The 17,964-nt window shown below is 45.8% G+C and carries 16 protein-coding genes; 12 read left to right on the forward strand and 4 right to left on the reverse strand.

Annotated features, from left to right (window positions below; genetic code table 11):
• Window positions 1-317 precede the first annotated feature (317 nt).
• Window positions 318-539: a hypothetical protein gene (locus NB463_RS13400; RefSeq protein WP_005393249.1), complete on the forward strand. Its 222-nt coding sequence runs from the start codon at window positions 318-320 to the stop codon at window positions 537-539.
• A gap of 98 nt (window positions 540-637) precedes the next feature.
• On the opposite strand, the gene NB463_RS13405 is transcribed toward NB463_RS13400, so the two are convergent.
• On the reverse strand, window positions 638-886 hold the full coding sequence (locus NB463_RS13405; RefSeq protein WP_012841935.1) for a DUF1289 domain-containing protein: 249 nt from the start codon (window positions 884-886) through the stop codon (window positions 638-640).
• Window positions 887-1,096: 210 nt separating this feature from the next.
• Between NB463_RS13405 and NB463_RS13410 the strand changes: the two genes are divergently transcribed.
• The 9 genes from NB463_RS13410 (at window position 1,097) to NB463_RS13450 (ending at window position 11,424) form a co-directional block, all read left to right on the forward strand.
• Window positions 1,097-1,543 carry an META domain-containing protein gene (locus tag NB463_RS13410; RefSeq protein WP_005393252.1) on the forward strand — a complete coding sequence of 149 codons (447 nt, stop codon included), beginning with the start codon at window positions 1,097-1,099 and terminating at the stop codon, window positions 1,541-1,543.
• 466 nt (window positions 1,544-2,009) lie between these two features.
• On the forward strand, window positions 2,010-3,170 hold the full coding sequence (locus NB463_RS13415; protein ID WP_258430830.1) for an ABC transporter substrate-binding protein: 1,161 nt from the start codon (window positions 2,010-2,012) through the stop codon (window positions 3,168-3,170).
• Between the two features lie 9 nt (window positions 3,171-3,179).
• Entirely contained in the window at window positions 3,180-4,889 is a 1,710-nt protein-coding gene (locus NB463_RS13420; RefSeq protein ID WP_053807234.1) for an ABC transporter permease, read from the forward strand.
• Entirely contained in the window at window positions 4,855-5,502 is a 648-nt protein-coding gene (locus tag NB463_RS13425; RefSeq protein ID WP_053807233.1) for an ATP-binding cassette domain-containing protein, read from the forward strand. The genes NB463_RS13420 and NB463_RS13425 overlap by 35 nt, the downstream gene beginning before the upstream one ends.
• Window positions 5,495-6,106: a CDP-alcohol phosphatidyltransferase family protein gene (locus NB463_RS13430; protein ID WP_053807232.1), complete on the forward strand. Its 612-nt coding sequence runs from the start codon at window positions 5,495-5,497 to the stop codon at window positions 6,104-6,106. The genes NB463_RS13425 and NB463_RS13430 overlap by 8 nt, the downstream gene beginning before the upstream one ends.
• A gap of 124 nt (window positions 6,107-6,230) precedes the next feature.
• The gene (locus NB463_RS13435; RefSeq protein WP_053807231.1) at window positions 6,231-6,710 is read left to right on the forward strand and encodes a glycine zipper 2TM domain-containing protein; all 480 of its coding nucleotides are present in this window, start codon (window positions 6,231-6,233) and stop codon (window positions 6,708-6,710) included.
• A gap of 212 nt (window positions 6,711-6,922) precedes the next feature.
• Window positions 6,923-8,452: a nitric oxide reductase transcriptional regulator NorR gene (gene norR / locus NB463_RS13440; protein WP_053807230.1), complete on the forward strand. Its 1,530-nt coding sequence runs from the start codon at window positions 6,923-6,925 to the stop codon at window positions 8,450-8,452.
• A 174-nt stretch (window positions 8,453-8,626) separates the two neighbouring features.
• On the forward strand, window positions 8,627-10,288 hold the full coding sequence (gene hcp, locus NB463_RS13445; protein ID WP_253656938.1) for a hydroxylamine reductase: 1,662 nt from the start codon (window positions 8,627-8,629) through the stop codon (window positions 10,286-10,288).
• Window positions 10,289-10,368: 80 nt separating this feature from the next.
• The gene (locus NB463_RS13450; protein WP_253656939.1) at window positions 10,369-11,424 is read left to right on the forward strand and encodes a hybrid-cluster NAD(P)-dependent oxidoreductase; all 1,056 of its coding nucleotides are present in this window, start codon (window positions 10,369-10,371) and stop codon (window positions 11,422-11,424) included.
• Window positions 11,425-11,514: 90 nt separating this feature from the next.
• On the opposite strand, the gene NB463_RS13455 is transcribed toward NB463_RS13450, so the two are convergent.
• The 3 genes from NB463_RS13455 to NB463_RS13465 form a co-directional block, all read right to left on the reverse strand.
• On the reverse strand, window positions 11,515-12,447 hold the full coding sequence (locus NB463_RS13455; protein WP_031855477.1) for a class I SAM-dependent methyltransferase: 933 nt from the start codon (window positions 12,445-12,447) through the stop codon (window positions 11,515-11,517).
• Window positions 12,448-12,478: 31 nt separating this feature from the next.
• Window positions 12,479-13,171, reverse strand: a complete 693-nt coding sequence (locus tag NB463_RS13460; RefSeq protein ID WP_258430832.1) for a TIGR01621 family pseudouridine synthase — start codon at window positions 13,169-13,171, stop codon at window positions 12,479-12,481.
• Window positions 13,172-13,253: 82 nt separating this feature from the next.
• The gene (locus NB463_RS13465) at window positions 13,254-14,624 is read right to left on the reverse strand and encodes a sodium-dependent transporter (RefSeq protein ID WP_043884644.1); all 1,371 of its coding nucleotides are present in this window, start codon (window positions 14,622-14,624) and stop codon (window positions 13,254-13,256) included.
• A 430-nt stretch (window positions 14,625-15,054) separates the two neighbouring features.
• Between NB463_RS13465 and cls the strand changes: the two genes are divergently transcribed.
• Both cls and NB463_RS13475 read left to right on the forward strand, forming a co-directional pair.
• Entirely contained in the window at window positions 15,055-16,509 is a 1,455-nt protein-coding gene (cls, locus tag NB463_RS13470; protein ID WP_005393277.1) for a cardiolipin synthase, read from the forward strand.
• Between the two features lie 211 nt (window positions 16,510-16,720).
• Window positions 16,721-17,926, forward strand: coding sequence for a cystathionine beta-lyase (locus NB463_RS13475; RefSeq protein WP_258430833.1), 1,206 nt, complete (start codon window positions 16,721-16,723; stop codon window positions 17,924-17,926).
• Window positions 17,927-17,964: the final 38 nt, after the last annotated feature.

Raw genomic sequence — 17,964 nt, forward strand, 5'->3', positions numbered from 1 at the left:
TAAAGTGCTGAAAATTATCGCCCTTCATAATGTGTTCAAAAATTATTCATTTGTGTTGTTGACGCCCATGTGCTGGGCTTCTATGTTTGATAAGGTCTTTCGAAAATACAGACTCATCAACTGACTTTTCGCTATGAAGTTTCGTAGCTTAGTGGATGATTCTAGGAAAGATGTGAATGGCGTTACAAACACTGCTCTCAAACAATTTGTCTTTTTGACCTAAAACGAAGGTGATTCGCCGCCAAGCGTTCACCAATGAGCAGCGATCTGGACGTCAATATGTTCAAACTGCTGCCATCGAGTTCAGGAGGTCAAAAATGAAACGAGCCAGCAATAGCTACAGACTTCAAATGATCAAAGAAGTGGTTACCCGGAGAGAGCGCGAAGCTTGCACGGACCCTATGGCGAGATACATTCATCAGCTGATGGATGAACGCCCGACAAGTAAATTAGATGTTGAATTCAATCATCGATTTTCAGGAAGCCACTTTGACGAACATGCTGGGGGATGGGTCAGTGACCGTTGGTCAATGAAGTAGCGCTAATTTAGCGAATTTGCCTTACACGCACCGCATAGTAAGAGCTAATACAGTCCCGGCTCATCATTGATTATTGCCGAGCCGGGATAATTCGAAATTTAAAAGAGATCTTGCTGTGGTGATAATTCTTCTTGAGACTCTTCTGCCTTTCCCTTCCCTGCCAACACCTTTCTTCTATAGCGCTGACGGCATAGCTTAATTACATGCAACTGTTGAGCAGGGGTATAAGTGAGCCAGTTAAATCGCTCTTCTCTTTTACGCATACATCCTTTGCAATACCCTTTTTCGTCCACACTACAAATACCAACGCAAGGGTTTGGGACGGTAAAAAACTCTAGTTGCTCCATGCTCTAACCGTTTTTTGCTCGCTGTGCTGTAATGATATTATAACGACTTCAATATACGCTCCCAACAGTGCTATACATCTTGCACCTTGAAGCCGTTTGAGTATATAAACTGGACTCTGTCACAGTAATACGAAACTATTACCTTATGCTGACAAAAACAGTGTTTTATTACCTATACTTACCACGTTTTCTAAAAACGGAGTCTATAAAATGAAGCTTAGCCTAAAAACGTTAGTTACAGCAATCTCTCTTCCTGTTCTTATGACTGCATGTGCTAGCAACGGTGACAATGTGAAAGAAATTACGGCTCAAGATTTACAGCACCATAATTGGGAGCTGGTTCAGATTGATGGTAAAAACATCGAATTAAAAGAACGTCAGCAAGCGCCTCGCTTAGAAATCGGAGAAAATCTGACTGCAAATGGTAACGCGGGGTGTAACAACTTCTTTGGTCAAGCTGAACTAAAAAACAATCAACTACGCATCGAAAAAATGGGAATGACCATGAAGATGTGTATGGATGACCAAATGAAAATTGAGCAAGCGATGTCTGAAACTCTTACTGAATGGAGTGATATAACGCTAACCAAAGAAGGGCTAATGCTTAAAAATGACGATCACGAACTAACGTTTCAGTTGCGTGATTGGGTAAACTAAGTCCCATTTCATATTCTAAGAGCAGCCATAAAATGGCTGCTTTTTTTATGCCTCCTAATCCATATCAAAGCAGGCAGGATGTCTGTTTCGCACGTTTCGGTTAGCAAAATCGTTTAAAACGACAAACTCTTTCCCTCTTTACGCCCTCAACGCCACGTCTACGACGCGGGTTCAGTCTTCCAAATCAACATATCGAAGTTGCTTGAGGACAATAATTTTCAATTACTTGAAAGAATATCGTCAAACAAGCGGTCCGCTCTTGTATACCTAAAACGACATCAGAATTGTCCTTTCTTCGTTTTGCTTCACATTGAGAATAATTCTTTGAATCAATGAGTGATTCCGTTTGGGATTGGCATTGATAATAGAGAGAGATGGATTACTATCCTTGTAACAAAGCGGAGCGACTTGTTTAGACGTCAATAACGTCGGAAACGAGAATAAAAAGACATAACACGGAATAGATATGAAAAAGCTACTCAGTACCGTTGGCATTTTAGCCACCACTTTCGCGACATCTTCTTTTGCCAACTCATCGGTTGCTAGTGAATGGCAAAAAATCGAACAACAAGCCGACGGACAATCCGTCTACTTTCATGCTTGGGGCGGAAGCCAAGAAATTAATCGCTACATCCAGTGGGCGAGTAGAGAGCTAAAATCGCGTTATAACTTGACGCTAAACCACGTTAAAGTCACCGATATTTCTGAGACCACCACTCGACTTATCGCAGAAAAAGCCGCAGGTAAAAACAGCGGTGGCAGTGTTGATATGGTTTGGATCAATGGCGAAAACTTCAAATCAATGAAGGATAACCAATTGCTGTTTGGTCCTTTTGTTGAAGGTTTGCCAAGCTGGCAATACGTCGATAAATCATTGCCAATTGATGTGGATTTTTCAGAGCCGACTGAAGGTTTGGAAGCACCTTGGGGTGTGGGGCAATTAGTGTTTATCCATGATGAGCAAACCCTGCATAACCCTCCTCGATCATTTGCTGAAATGCTGAGTTACGCAAAGGCGTTTCCAAATCGCCTAACTTACCCTCGCCCACCAGAGTTTCATGGCACAAGCTTTATTAAAGCATTACTCATTGAACTGTCTAACAACGCCCCTGCTCTGCAAAAACCAGTTACCGATGACACGTTTGAACAAGTTACTCAACCGCTGTGGGCTTACCTAGATGAGTTCCATAAAGTCGCTTGGCGCGGTGGTAAACAGTTTCCAGGCGGTACAGCAGAAACCCTTCAACTACTAGATGATGGTCAGACTGACCTGGCAATTACCTTTAACCCGAACGCGGTTTTCTCTGCGCAGTCGAGCGGTAACCTTGCAGAAACCACCAAAGCGTATGCGATGGACGCAGGTGCACTCTCAAACATCCACTTTTTAGCGATTCCTTGGAACGCAAATGCCAGTGCTGGTGCGCAAGTTGCGATAAACTTTTTATTGAGCCCTGAAGCACAATCTCGCAAAGGTAACCTTAACATCTGGGGCGATCCTTCAGTGCTAAGCAGCCAATACCTAACAGGTTCGGCTAAACATACTCAACAATTCACATCTATCGCTGAGCCGCATCCAAGCTGGCAATCTGCCTTAGAAAAAGAATGGTTGAAACGCTACGGAAATTAATAAGAGCCCATGTTAAGAGCGCTATATTTAGTCATTATCGCAGTTTGTATTTTGCCTACCATTCCGGGACTACTCGGAGTGGTGGTCTCTGCGCTCGGTTATGCGCCTCCTATCGGCTTGCACCACTTTTCTTTAGATGGCTTTAACGCTGTTTTTGATTGGGAGGGTGTTTGGGCATCCATCGGGCTTACTTTCTACTCTGCCATTTTCAGTAGCTACTTGGCTTGCTTGATCACATTTGCGATTTTGCAAGCATCGTGGGGCAGCAAGTTTTGGCGAAAAATTGAAGTAAGCCTCTCACCACTTCTTGCCATGCCGCACGTAGCGTTTGCGATTGGCTTTGCGTTCTTGTTTGCCCCAACTGGTATGGGCGTTAGGGTTCTCAACCAACTGTTTGGTTACGATCCCAATGCGCAAACGGTGAATGACTTAGCATTGCTGATTAAAGATCCGCATGCACTCGGTTTGATCATCATGCTTGCGATTAAAGAAGTGCCGTTTTTATTGTTGATGAGTATTCCAATTCTTCAGCAATTGAAAGTCGATAAGATTGAAAAAGTCAGTCACTCAATGGGCTACAGTTCGGCGCAAGCGTGGTGGAAATGCGTGTTCCCACAGTGGATAGCAAAACTGCGCTTTCCAATGCTGGCGGTATTGGCTTACAGCTTGTCGGTTGTCGATGTTGCATTGATTATTGGCCCTACCAACCCACCAACGTTTGCAGTTTTAGTGTGGCAGTGGTTTAACGACCCAGATTTATCGCTACTACCAAGAGCTGCCGCAGGCGCGGTCGTGTTGTTTGCAATCGCTAGCCTTTTGATTGGATTTGCACGCTTGATGGAATGGTGTATTACCAAAGGCTTCAAACGCTGGCAGTACTCTGGTCGAAACGGGTTTCGTTTACCCGGTAAAACCCTATTTTCACTGATTGCGCTACTCGCACTTCTAATGATTCCACTCATGGTGGTGTGGAGCTTTGCTCAACGCTGGCGCTTTCCAGATTTACTACCGAGCCGCTATAGCCTGCGTTTTTGGGAATACGAATGGCACAGCATTCTTGGCACGCTGGAACAGAGCATGCTGATTGCCGTTATCAGCGCGACCGTCGCTCTAGCTCTTGCCTTGATCGCACATGAGTATCGCCTTCGTTATCGCTGGCAGGTGCCCGGTTACATCATCGCCATCCCAATGCTGATTCCTCAGCTATCCGTGCTATTCGGTATGCAAGTAGTGACGCTGTACTTAAACAGTAACGCGTATTTCTTTTGGGTATGCTGGGCGCATGTGTTCTTCGCATTCCCATTTATTTACCTCTCGCTAGACGGTCCGTGGCGCAGCTTCGACAATGGGTTAACTCGAGTCGCACTCAGCTTGGGTAAATCACCGATACAAGCTTGGTTAAAAGTGAAACTGCCAATTTTACTACCTGCGATTGCATTCGCATGGGCGGTCGGTATTAGCGTAAGTCTGGCGCAATACCTGCCGACATTGGTGCTAGGGGCTGGGCGCATTAGCACCATCACCACCGAAGCCGTTGCGCTATCCAGTGGTTTTGACCGACGTGTCACCGCGATTTATGCCATTTGGCAAGCACTCTTGCCGTTCTTGTTCTTCTCTTTTGCGATACTACTAAGCCGCTTACACGTGAAGTATCGCCGCTTGTCTATAAAAGGTTTACTACTGAATGAGTCTTTGTCTCGAAAACCTCGCCATCCGTAAAGCCAATGGCGACACGCTTTTTTCAGCGTTCAACATGACCGTAGAGAAAGGTGAAATTGTTACTCTGATGGGACCAAGTGGTTGTGGTAAATCCACTTTGTTGGATGCTATTGCTGGGCACCTATCCGCCGAGTTCAACTACTCTGGATCCATTACGCTTGATAACGAAAAGTTGGATGCCCTCCCTGCCCATAAGCGTCAGGTCGGTATTCTATTCCAAGACGATTTGCTCTTCCCTCACTTGACGGTGTGGGAGAACCTTGCCTTCGCGCTACCAAACTCAATCAAAGGTGAGGAGCGTAAAGCACACGCCATGCAAGCACTGAAGAACATTGCATTGACCAAACTTGCCGAATCCTTCCCAGATCAAATCTCCGGAGGACAACGCGCCCGTATCTCATTGACTCGTATGCTGCTGGCAAAGCCGAAAGTTGCGCTACTTGATGAACCCTATAGCAAGTTGGATAAAGACCTGCGTGTACAATTTCGCAATTGGGTGGTCGAACAATTACAGCAAGCGAACATCCCTACTTTGATGGTAACGCACGATGAGGATGATATTCCTAATGGCAGCCGCTGCCTAAATTGGCCGTGGGAGACAAACCATGCTTGATAGCCTGAGTATAAAGCTCATCCGCAAACCGCTGGCCATCAGTGCGACATACCTCGATAAATGTGGCATCACCGCAAATCAGACGACAGTATTTGGTTTTGTGCTTGGCTGTTTTGCCCTACCGGCTTTGATCGCCGAACAGTACTTGTTGGCGTTGCTGTTTATTTTGCTGAACAGAATCTGTGATGGATTAGACGGCGCACTGGCGAGAATTCAAGGCATTACCGATGCGGGTGGTTTTCTCGATATCAGCTTGGATTTTCTGTTCTATTCCCTGATTCCTTTTGGTTTTGTGTTGGCAAATCCAGAACAAAATGCCATTGCAGGGGCATTTTTGATTTTTTCCTTTGTCGGGACGGGAAGCAGCTTTTTGGCTTTTGCCATCATGGCAGGTAAACAAGGCATCGATAATCCAGTGTATAAACACAAATCTCTCTACTACATGAGCGGTTTAACCGAAGGTACTGAAACCATTGGTTGTTTGGTGCTATTTTGTTTGTTACCGCAACACTTTGCCGTCATTGCTTATATCTTTGGTGCAGCATGTTGGTTTACCACATTCACACGTATTTACTCTGGGTTTCATACGCTTAAAGGCCATTAAACCACTTAGAAGTTCACGTTTTCTTGAGAGAACAGCCGCTAAGTGCCTGTTTTATATAACACTAAAGCATATATTAAATTGGGGTATATACTCTTGGGATGGAGAGAAATCATTCGGAGGCTATATGAAAAAATACGTCAAGCTAGGTATGCTGCTCATCATGTCTTGTATTGTTATGCTTAGCGGCTGTACCTCACCTAACCCGTACGGAGATGCATACGGCTCTTCAGACACGCGCAAAGTTCAGCAGGTTTACTACGGAACGATTGAAAAAGTTGAACCAGTAACCATTGATGCCTCTACCCAATCCAACGCCATAGGCACAATCGCTGGTGCCGCCGTGGGTGGCATATTAGGCTCAAAAGTCGGGGGCGGCTCTGGCTCGGATATCGCAGCTATTGGTGGTGGTCTGCTGGGTGGTTATGCTGGCAGTAAAGCCGCCGAAGCAACCGCGAAACGAAATGGTGTGAATCTGACTATTCGCTTAGAGGATGGAAGAATAATCTCTGTCGTTCAAGAAGCAAACCCCAACATGATTTTTCAGCCAGGCCAAGCCGTTCAAATCAACATGTCTGGCAATGACGCAAGGGTTGTTCCTCGCTAATTTGAACGCGGTAACTCCTTTCCATTGGTCTGCTGTTTTAGTTCAAAGAGTTTAATCCGCGCAAGCGTACGTTGCTTACTCATCGGCTTGCGCGATTCTATTTGTATCAAGTTTGATCGTCGTCAATGGAACATCAATCTCCCACACCTTCCGATGTTCAAATGACATCAAGTTGCTAGCATGAGCCCATTCCAGATAACTTTGGGCTTGTTATGACTCCGACTGTTGACCACGTACTCCTTAATATCGCGCTAAACCTCAGCTCTAATCGCTCTCACGAGCAGCAATATCAAAACCTCATTGATGGGGTCGCGCAAGTATTCCCATGTGATGCGAGCTGCCTGTTTATCTTCGATGAGGATGGGTTTCTGACTCCTGTCGCGGTAAAAGGCTTATCCAGCTCGGTCTTAGGTCGTCGCTATTTCCCCAAAGCGCATCCACGCTTAGATGCCATTATTCATAGCCGCGAACCGGTGCGTTTCGATGCCGATTGTTCACTGCCTGATCCTTTTGACGGCACACTATTAACCGAAGACCAGTGCATTGATGTACACGATTGTATGGGTTTTAGCTTGTATGTAGAAGGCCAACTTGTTGGCGCACTAACTATGGATGCCCTAACGGTGGGCGCGTTTGATGACATCGATCCTGTCGCTATCGAAACCTTGGCGGCTTTGACCGCTGCGACATTGCGTAACATTGCTCAATTAAAAGCGCTCAAAGCACAAAACCAAAAGCAGAAAAGCGTCACTCAAACCCTTATCCAACAAGCCCGTTCCCAACATGGCGAAATGGTAGGCTTGAGCCAGCAGATCAACCAGTTACGAAACAACATTGCGACCGTTGCTCAATCGGATTACGCGGTACTTATCACAGGAGAGACCGGTACTGGTAAAGAACTGGTCGCGCACTCGGTGCACGCGCAATCTCATCGTAGCGATAAGCCGATGATTTACGTCAACTGTGCAGCCCTGCCTGAAGGGTTGGCAGAGAGTGAACTGTTTGGTCATGTCAAAGGCGCATTCACTGGAGCCAATAGCCACCGCGCCGGTAAGTTTGAACTGGCAGACGGCGGAACTATCTTCCTCGATGAAGTGGGCGAACTGCCTTTGATTTTACAGGCAAAATTGCTGCGCGTAATTCAGCAAGGCGAGCTGCAACGAGTAGGTAGCGATCAGCATTTGATGGTCAATGTGCGCATCATCGCCGCGACCAATCGACAGCTGGAAAAAGAAGTCGAAGCTGGCGCATTTCGAGCAGACCTTTTCCACCGTTTAAACGTATTCCCAATCCAAGTTCCCCCACTTCGTGCCCGTGACGGTGATATTCCCGTTTTAGCCGGATATCTGTTAGAAAAGGTACGCCAACAATTTAATGCGCCCAATCTGCACGTTCACCCTAAAGTGTTGACTCAACTGGAGTCTTTACCTTGGTACGGAAACGTACGCGAGCTCGAACATACGTTAACTCGCGCTGCTTTACACGCTATTCAACAAGGTGCAAGCACGATCATGCTTAACCATTTTGACACCTCACTGGCTCTCGATGATGTAAAAAACACATCGCATTATCTGCCTAAAGAAAGCCAACCAATGCGAGAGCTAATAGAAAGCTATCAACGTGATTTAATTGAACATGCTTTGAGCCAAACTGGTGGCGTTTGGGCAAAAGCAGCGGAGTTTTTACAAATGGATCGCGGGAACTTATATCGGATGGGTAAAAAGCTCGGGATCAATAAATAACCAACCACAAGAAGCCGATGTAATTAAGACATCATTTACGTTGTCTTAATTACATCACTCGCCCTATCAAAAACAAATAAAATCATTAAAAATCAACAAGATAATAATTGGCACGCATTCTGCTCTCTAGTGGTCAACATCACGACTATTAAAACAATCACTGGAGAACCCAATATGTTCTGTATTCAATGTGAACAGACAATTCAAACCCCTGCTGTTAAAGGTTGTTCTTTTGCACAAGGTATGTGTGGTAAAACTTCTGAAGTATCTGACCTGCAAGACGTGTTGGTTTACACACTGCAAGGGGTTTCTTTTTGGGCATCAAAAGCACTTGAATTCAACATCATTAACGATGAAATCAACCAATGGGCACCCAAGGCATTTTTCTCTACATTGACGAACGTTAACTTCGACCCTGAACGCATCCTAGAGTTAACTTCTCAAGCCGCAACGTACAAAGCATTGTTAAAAGAGCAAGTAATGTCTGCTGCGACTTTGTCAAACACCAACCTTACTGACATTCCTGCCGTTGCCAACTTCGATCTACCAAACAGCGCAGAAGCGATCTTAACTTTTGCTCCTCAAGTCGCGGTGAACCGTGGTAAGGACCAAGTACATGAAGATGTTATTGGCCTACGCCTACTTTGCCTATACGGACTTAAAGGTGCAGCCGCGTACATGGAGCACGCACGTGTTCTTGAGCAAACCAACAACGATATCTATGCCGAATACCATGAAATCATGGCGTGGTTGGGCACAGACCCTGAAGATCTCGGCGAACTACTTGATTGCTCAATGCGCATCGGCCTGATGAACTACAAAGTGATGGAAATGCTCGACCAAGGTGAAACAATGACCTTCGGCCATCCAGAACCAACCACGGTGAACGTCAAGCCAGTAAAAGGTAAATGTATTCTTGTTTCTGGCCATGATTTGCATGACCTAGAAAAAATCCTGCAACAGACCGAAGGTAAAGGCATTAACGTTTACACCAATGGTGAAATGCTGCCTGCACACGGCTACCCTGAGCTGAAGAAATACCCTCATCTTGTCGGTAACTACGGCAGCGCATGGCAAAACCAACAGAAAGAATTCGCCAACTTCCCTGGTGCAATCGTAATGACGTCAAACTGCTTGTTGAATCCAAATGTGGGTCAATACGCAGACCGTCTATTCACCCGTAGCATTGTTGGCTGGCCTGGTGTTGCACATATCGAAGGCGATGATTTCAGCCAAGTGATCGAATGTGCTCTGGCGCAAGACGGTTTCCAACACGATGAAATCGAACACCACATCACGGTTGGTTTTGGTCGCAATGCACTGATGAACGCCGCCCCTGCGGTTATCGACCAAGTGAAGCAAGGCAACATCAAACACTTCTTCCTAGTCGGCGGTTGTGATGGTGATAAAGCGGAACGCAGCTACTACACCGATTTTACGGCTGAAGCGCCAGAAGACACGCTCATCCTGACCTTGGCGTGTGGTAAGTTCCGCTTCAACAAGAACACATTCGGCGATATCAACGGCATCCCTCGCCTATTGGATGTGGGCCAATGTAACGATGCTTACTCTGCAATCCAGCTTGCACTTGCACTGGCGAAAGAGTTTGACTGTGACATCAATGAACTACCACTCACGCTTGTGCTTTCTTGGTTCGAGCAAAAAGCGATCGTTATCTTGCTAACACTATTTGCATTGGGCGTGAAAGGCATTTACACAGGCCCTACTGCACCGGCATTCCTAACGCCAAACCTAATCGCCATAATCCAAGAGAAGTTCGATATGCGCAGTATTGGCAATGTTCAGGATGATCTAAAAGCCATCCTAGCAGCTTAATAAACTTGCTTGTTCGCGCCTCCTTACGTGGAGGCGCTCTCTATTTCGAACTAAAAATAGCCACAACCAAAGAGATTGTTATGTTTTTTGAATGGCAAGGTAACCAACCCGTCACGCTCCGTTGCATCGACAAATACTTCGAAACACACGACACCGTCAGCATCAAATTGGCCGAACTAACCGAATCACTTCTGTTTCAGTTTAAGCCTGGCCAGTTTATTAACTTGGGCGTCGAAATTGATGGAAAAATGGAGTTTCGTGCCTATTCAATCAGCTCGATCAATGAAGACGATCACCTTCAACTCACCATCAAACGAGTATCTGGCGGTAAAGTATCGAACTACATCGTTGACTCGCTGCTGCTTGGTGATACCGTTCAAGCATTACCACCAGCGGGTGAATTTAACTGCATCGACCACCCACCCGTGTTACGTGATGGCGAAACAAAAGCCTTGCTTATCAGTGCAGGTTGCGGCGTCACGCCCGTATTTTCGATGGCAAAACACTGGCTGAGTAATCAAGATGAAAACGACAACGATGTAGACATCGCATTTCTTCATATCGCACGCAGCCCTGAAGAGACGATTTACTACGATCAGCTAGAAACATTCGACGCTGTGTATCCCAACTTCCATTTAAAGCTGTTGCTGAAAAACCGCGAAGGAACGTCACACTCACAAGGTCGTTTGAATGCCGACTGGCTTAAAGAGCTTGTTCCTGATTTCAAGCAACGCACCGTTTACCTGTGTGGTCCAAGCCAGTTTATGCAAGATGTTCACGGCTATTTGAATGACCTTGGTTTTGACATGACGAACTTCTACCAAGAGAGTTTTACGCCAGCGACTGGCGCAGAAACATCGGTCTCCGATGAAGTTGTTCGTGTTTCTGTTCCTGACTTTGCTCAAACCATCGATGCGCAAAAAGGTCAGGTATTGGCAGATGTGCTTGAAGACGCGGGCTTACCTCTCATCGTCGCATGTCGAAGTGGCATATGTGGGTCTTGCAAATGCAAGGTTCGTCAAGGCAACGTCTCTTCCACCAGCCTAGAAACATTAACGCCAGAAGAAATTGAACAAGGTTATGTGCTCGCCTGCTCATCAACCATCGAAGCGGATCTTGAAGTGCAGATTGGTTAATTTTCCAAATACAAAAAAGCGCCGCGATACGTCTGTCTAGATGTTTCGCGGCGCTTTTTTTGATGTTACTTCTGTTGCAACAAACGTCTTTTAGCTAAATAACAACACTTTCAATGCAGCTTCGCTGTCTACGTCCATAAACTCTGGTGGGTTATCCAGACGCTCACGGAATGTCAACTCTGGCGCTTCTTCTTTCATGCTTTCAATCAAGAAGTCGCTTGTCACAGATGGCGAGTTCACACATGCCATCACTTGACCGCCGTCTGCCAACAAATCCGGCAATCGACGTAGAATCTTTTTGTAATCTTTCGTCAGCGCAAAGCTGCCTTTCTGGAATGAAGGCGGATCGATGATAATCAAGTCATACTGACCAGATTTTTTAATCTTACCCCACGATTTAAAGATATCGTGCCCCATAAAGCTTACCTGGTTGATGTTATGACCATTTAGCTTGTGGTTCTCACGACCTTTAGACAGCGACGCTTTTGCCATGTCGACGTTAACCACTTTATCCGCGCCACCCGCAATGGCAGCGACAGAAAAGCCACACGTGTAAGCAAACAAGTTGAGCACGTTTTTATGCTTCGCATTTTCGCGTACCCAATCACGACCGTAGCGCATGTCCAAAAACAGACCGAAGTTTTGGTTGCGGCCAATATCCAATTGGTATTTCAAACCGCTTTCTTCAACGACAGGGCGAGCGTCTAATTCACCGACAAGCACTTCTGAAGGCGCACCATCGGCATAACGGTGCTGAAGAACCATAGTGCGACCTTGCTTATCTGCCCACAGTTGTGATTGTGCCAACGCATTGAGGCCGCTTTTCAGCTCAGCGAGAAACGCGTCGTCGACTTCTTTAAACAAATTGATAATCAACTGACCTTGTAACCAATCACAGGTTATTTGCTCTAGGCCCTCAAAACGGCGGCCACGACCATGAAACAGTCGACGAATTTCATTCGGAGCTTGCGCGAGCTCGGTTTCTAGATGCTGAAAGAACAGCGGAAGTTGTGATGCTTGCATCGAGTTCTCTTATTAGTTTTCTTTGTGACGGTTATTTGATCGTAGGCCAGTTCAGTTCCCAAGGGGAAAGCCAAGTATCCAAACCCTGAGAGACGATTTCACTGTGCCATTTGCTACCTAGCACTTGGTATTCTCGTGGATCGCAAACAAAGCGATATTGCTCATCTCGGTATTGGAAGCAAAGTGAAAATGCATGCAGATAACCGCGATCAGCCTCATTGCCTGCATTGTAAATCGGGTCACCAACAATACCTGAGCCAACCGATTTTAATGCCACGCGGATTTGATGCGTTTTACCAGTGTGCGGCTTACATAAAAATAGGCGTTCTCCGGACTCTGCCGCAAGAGAGAAAAACTGGGTAACGGCTGGGTTATTTTTGTTGTTGACCAGCTTCCATGATGAACGGCGAGAACGCTCCATATCACCAACGACCAAACCTTGTTTCTTTTTCGGCTTTTTAGAGCCAATCGCCAGATAGAACTTTTCCACTTGGCGGTCAGCAAAGGCTTGCGATAACGCACTGGCCGCTTTGGCGTTGCGTCCGAGGAGCAGAATACCCGATGTCATTTTATCCAAGCGATGGATAAGATAGAGCTGCTCATCACCACTCTGCTTAGCCACTTCTTGCAGCAGCATTGTGTCGCCATCGTCTTTATGAACAGAGACGTTGGGATGCTTATTGATGATCAGAAAATCGGGATGGGTATGTAGAATATCGAACATAAAAAAACTGGCTCCACGTTTGGAGCCAGCAGTATACATAAGTTATCGGACAAAGCTATCGAGGCTTGCCCCAAGGCCTGAGCTAGAGCTTTCTAGAGAAAATACCAGCAAGACCAATGATTGCGATACCCAGCAGCATGATTTCACCTTTGCCACTGTCAAAGCCCGACTTAATCCCCATGAAGGCAACAATAGCAATCGCAACAGGAATCAGGTATTTAACTAGGTTGTACCACAATCCAAATAGCGGGAAGGATACTTCGCCGTCATTAGTGATCTCTTTTTCTAGCTCAGCACGGCTTAGGCGCCATCCTGCAAAGATACAAACCAACATACCACCAACCGCTAGGAAGATTTTGTCCGTTAGCAAGTCGAAGATATCAAAGGCACCGGTACCAAACAGCGTTGGTCCCATTCCACCTAACGATAGTGACGCAAAAATACATAATGCCGCCATAACTGCACTTGCAGACAGAACTGCGTTAGAACGCTTCATGCCTTTCTCGTCGATTAGGTAAGACACGACAACTTCCAATAGTGATACTGAAGAAGTTAATGCCGCCACCGTCAAACCGATGAAAAATAGCAACGCGAATAGCAACCCAATCACACCGCCCATTTCAGCAAATAGCTGAGGAACGACAACGAATACAAGACCAGGGCCTGCCGCAGGCTCCATGCCAAAGGCAAACATAGCAGGGAACATAGCAACACCAGCAAGAATCGCGACACCTGTATCCATCGCTGTAACCATACCGGTTGTTTGAACTAGGTTCTCTTTCTTCTTCAGGTAAGAACCGTACGTCATCATACAGCCCATACCTAAGCTAAGTGAGAAGAACGCCTGCCCTAGTGCAGCAAGAACCACGTTGCTGTCGACTTTAGAAAAGTCCGGCATGAATAAGAACTCAAGGCCAGCCATTGCACCTGGCAGCATTAAGCCCTTAACAGAAACAACGATTAGGATTAAGAACAGAAGCGGCATCAGAACCTTACCGGCTTTCTCAATACCACCCGAGATCCCTTTCATCACAATCATGACGTTAAGGAACAGGTAAACACCCATCCACATGAGAGGCTGAATCGGATCTGAGATGAAACCGCCAAAGCTGTCGCCAATTGCTTCTGGCGCGCTGAGTAGACCACCGCCCACTTTAAAGATGTAGGCCAATGCCCAACCACCAACCACTGGGTAGAAGCCCATGATCAAAAGACCACTGAAGACTCCCATAACGCCAGTGAACGTCCAGCGTCGGTCAGTTGTTTTGAATGCACCTACGGCAGAAAGACCTGTCTTACGACCAATAGCGAACTCTGTCAGCATCACGCTAAAGCCGATAAAAATAACAAAGATAAGGTAGATAGCAACGAATGCACCGCCGCCACTCTCACCCGCTGTGTAAGGGAATTTCCATATATTGCCTAAACCGACAGCGGAACCCGCTGCTGCCATTACGAAGCCTAGTTTAGACCCCCACGTATCACGTGGTGCTGCTGTATTAGTTGTAGCCACGCTTTTTCTCCAAAATTAGTTTGTTGTGTATGCATAGAGATAGGCGTCTAAAAAGTTTATGTAAAAATTATTGTACACTTATAAAATAAGCGTTCGACGCACTATGTCTAGAAAGTAAAGCAGCTCCCCTTTAAAATTGGAACCCCCAAAAAGTACATTTATCGCACAAGTGTCGAGTTACGCAGGTTAAATGCTGCTTTTTTGTTCAAAAGTTAAAGAATGGCCTTATTTTTCACATTAAAATAACAGAATCAGCTGTTATGAAATTCGTTCCTCATATAAGGTCAATCCCACGTCTAAATGGGAAACCTATTCCCCCAACCCACTTTTATGCTTAATATCCTAGAAGGGCATATTACTCTGAGCGTATATGGACAAGTTTTATCACTTTCTTACTTTAGCTGGCATCGGGCTATATTGGTTACTGGTCGCAGGTGTGACCATTCGTGTCGTTTTAAAGCGCCGTGCAGTGAGCGTGTCTTTAGCTTGGCTAATGATCATTTATATCCTTCCCGTTCTGGGTGTCGCATGTTATTTCCTCTTCGGTGAACTGAACTTAGGCAGAAAACGGGCCGAACGCGCAAAAGAGATGTTTACACCATTCGAGAAGTGGTTCAGTCAGCTTAACGACTGTAACGCGCACAACCCAGAAACGATGGGAAGGCACATCTACCGAATTGATGAACTTTGTAACAACCGCCTTGGTCTTCCCGCATTGAGCGGTAATACATTGTCGCTGCAACAGTCACCTAATGAGATTTTGCATTCCATTATTGAAGACATCGAAAACGCGCAGAGCAGTATTCGAATGGTATTCTACATTTGGCATCCAGGTGGTTTGGCTGACTCTGTCGCTTCTGCACTTATCCAAGCGGCTAAACGCGGCGTAGATGTCAAACTATTGCTCGATTCAGCAGGTAGTCCACGTTTTTTCAGAAGTCCTTGGTATCGAATGATGCAGGATGCTGGAATTGAAGTTATTCAAGCGCTAGAAGTGAAGATGTGGCGTATTTTCTTACGTCGTCTTGATCTTCGCCAACATCGCAAGATCATCGTAATTGATGATGAAATTGCTTATACAGGTTCAATGAACTTGGTTGACCCGGCTTACTTCAAGCAAAACAGTGGCGTCGGGCATTGGGTGGACATCATGGTTCGCATTACGGGACCAACGGTAAACGTATTGAGTGCTATCCACTGTTGGGATTGGGAAGTCGAAACTGGCGAACGTCATTTACCGAGACTACCTGAATGCAAGATCGATGAGAGTGAATTCCAACACCCTATTCAGGTTGTGCCTTCTGGCCCTGGTATGCCGGAATATCTGATCTATCAAGTATTAACATTGGCAATCAACCAAGCCAATCGCTCGGTACGAATTACAACACCATATTTCGTGCCCAATGCAGACTTACTTGAAACGTTAAAGATGACAGCACAACGAGGCATTGATGTTGAACTCATTATTCCACATAAAAATGACTCGATGATGGTGCAATGGGCGTCACGCGCGTTTTATAGTGAGCTTTTGTGTGCAGGAGTCAAAATCTATGAGTTTTATGGTGGTTTGCTGCATACGAAATCCGTCGTAATTGACGACCAATTCTGTTTAGTTGGCACCGTAAACATGGATATGCGCAGCTTGTGGCTAAACTTCGAAGTTACCCTCGCCGTTGATGACGAAGAGTTCACCAAGCAAATGTCTTGGTTACAAGATAGCTATATTAAGCAATCTCACACTGTTGTATTGGAAGAATGGGAGAAAAGGAGCCTATTTTCTCGGTTCTTAGAGCGAGTGTTCTATCTCTTCAATCCACTCCTCTAATACCTCAAATACACCGACTAAAAAACCTCCAGCGCTGCAAGCATCCTGCTGGAGGTTTGTTCTTTTAGCTCCCTATCTACACGATACCTCTCGACATCATTCCCTGTTCATCTTGGCTATTATTGGCTGATAGTTGACTTTTCCCTTGCATAACCAACGTCGTCCATGTTTTAAATATTCAAAACCGCAATATTTAAGACAGGGAACTTTTATGTCAGAGGGAAAAAAAACCAAGCTCATTACCGCTGGCCGCGATAAAAAGTGGACAAATGGTGTTGTAAACCCACCCGTTCAACGCGCTTCAACTGTGGTATTCAATACCGTTGCAGAAAAGAACCAAGCCACCATTAATCGTGCAAACAAAACGTTGTTTTATGGTCGCCGAGGCACCAACACACACTTTGCTTTCCAAGACGCAATGGTTGAGATTGAAGGTGGAGCTGGTTGCGCGCTTTACCCTTGTGGAACGGCAGCAATTTCAAACGCCATCCTCTCTTTCGTTGAAACTGGCGATCACATTCTAATGGTGGACACTTGTTACGAACCAACTCGTGATTTTTGTAATACCATCATGAAGAAAATGGGCATCGAAACTACCTATTATGATCCGATGATTGGAGAAGGTATTCGTGATTTGATTCAACCAAATACCAAAGTCCTTTTCCTAGAATCTCCGGGGTCAGTCACAATGGAGGTGCAGGACGTACCAACATTGGCGCGCATTGCTCACGAGCACGATATTATTGTGATGCTTGATAACACATGGGGAGCTGGCGTGAACTTCTCACCATTTGAACATGGTGTCGATATTTCCATTCAAGCCGCCACCAAATACATAGTTGGTCACTCTGATGTAATGTTAGGTACAGCCGTAGCTTCCGAAAAATACTGGCCCCAACTGCGTGAACAAAGCTACTTGATGGGTCAGTGCGTTTCTCCTGACGACGCATACCTAGGCCTTCGTGGTATTCGCACGCTGGATGTTCGCCTAAGACAACACGCAGAAAGTAGCTTGAAAGTCGCCAAGTGGCTAGCTTCTCGTCCGGAAGTTGATCATGTCCGCCACCCAGCATTGGAATCGTGCCCTGGCCATGAGTTTTTCAAACGTGACTTCACTGGTGGAAACGGCTTGTTTTCATTTGTTCTCAAAACGTCTTATCCAAAAGCGACGACGGCTCTGCTTGACGGTATGAAACACTTCAGTATGGGTTATTCTTGGGGCGGGTATGAAAGCCTCATTCTAGCTAACGAACCAAAGAGCTTTAACAGCTTGAGAACCGTAGCGCACCCACACTTTGAGGGCACTTTAGTTCGTATTCATATTGGCTTAGAAGACGTGGATGACTTGATCGCCGATCTAGAGGCTGGTTTTGCGCGTTATAATGCCTTAATGCTTGAAAAAGAAGCCTCCCTATAACAATGATTGAATCGCCCTGCATTGCGGGGCGTTTTTAT

The organism is Vibrio sp. RM-41-2B (genome assembly GCF_024744415.1).
GTDB classification, from domain to species: Bacteria; Pseudomonadota; Gammaproteobacteria; order Enterobacterales; family Vibrionaceae; genus Vibrio; species Vibrio diabolicus.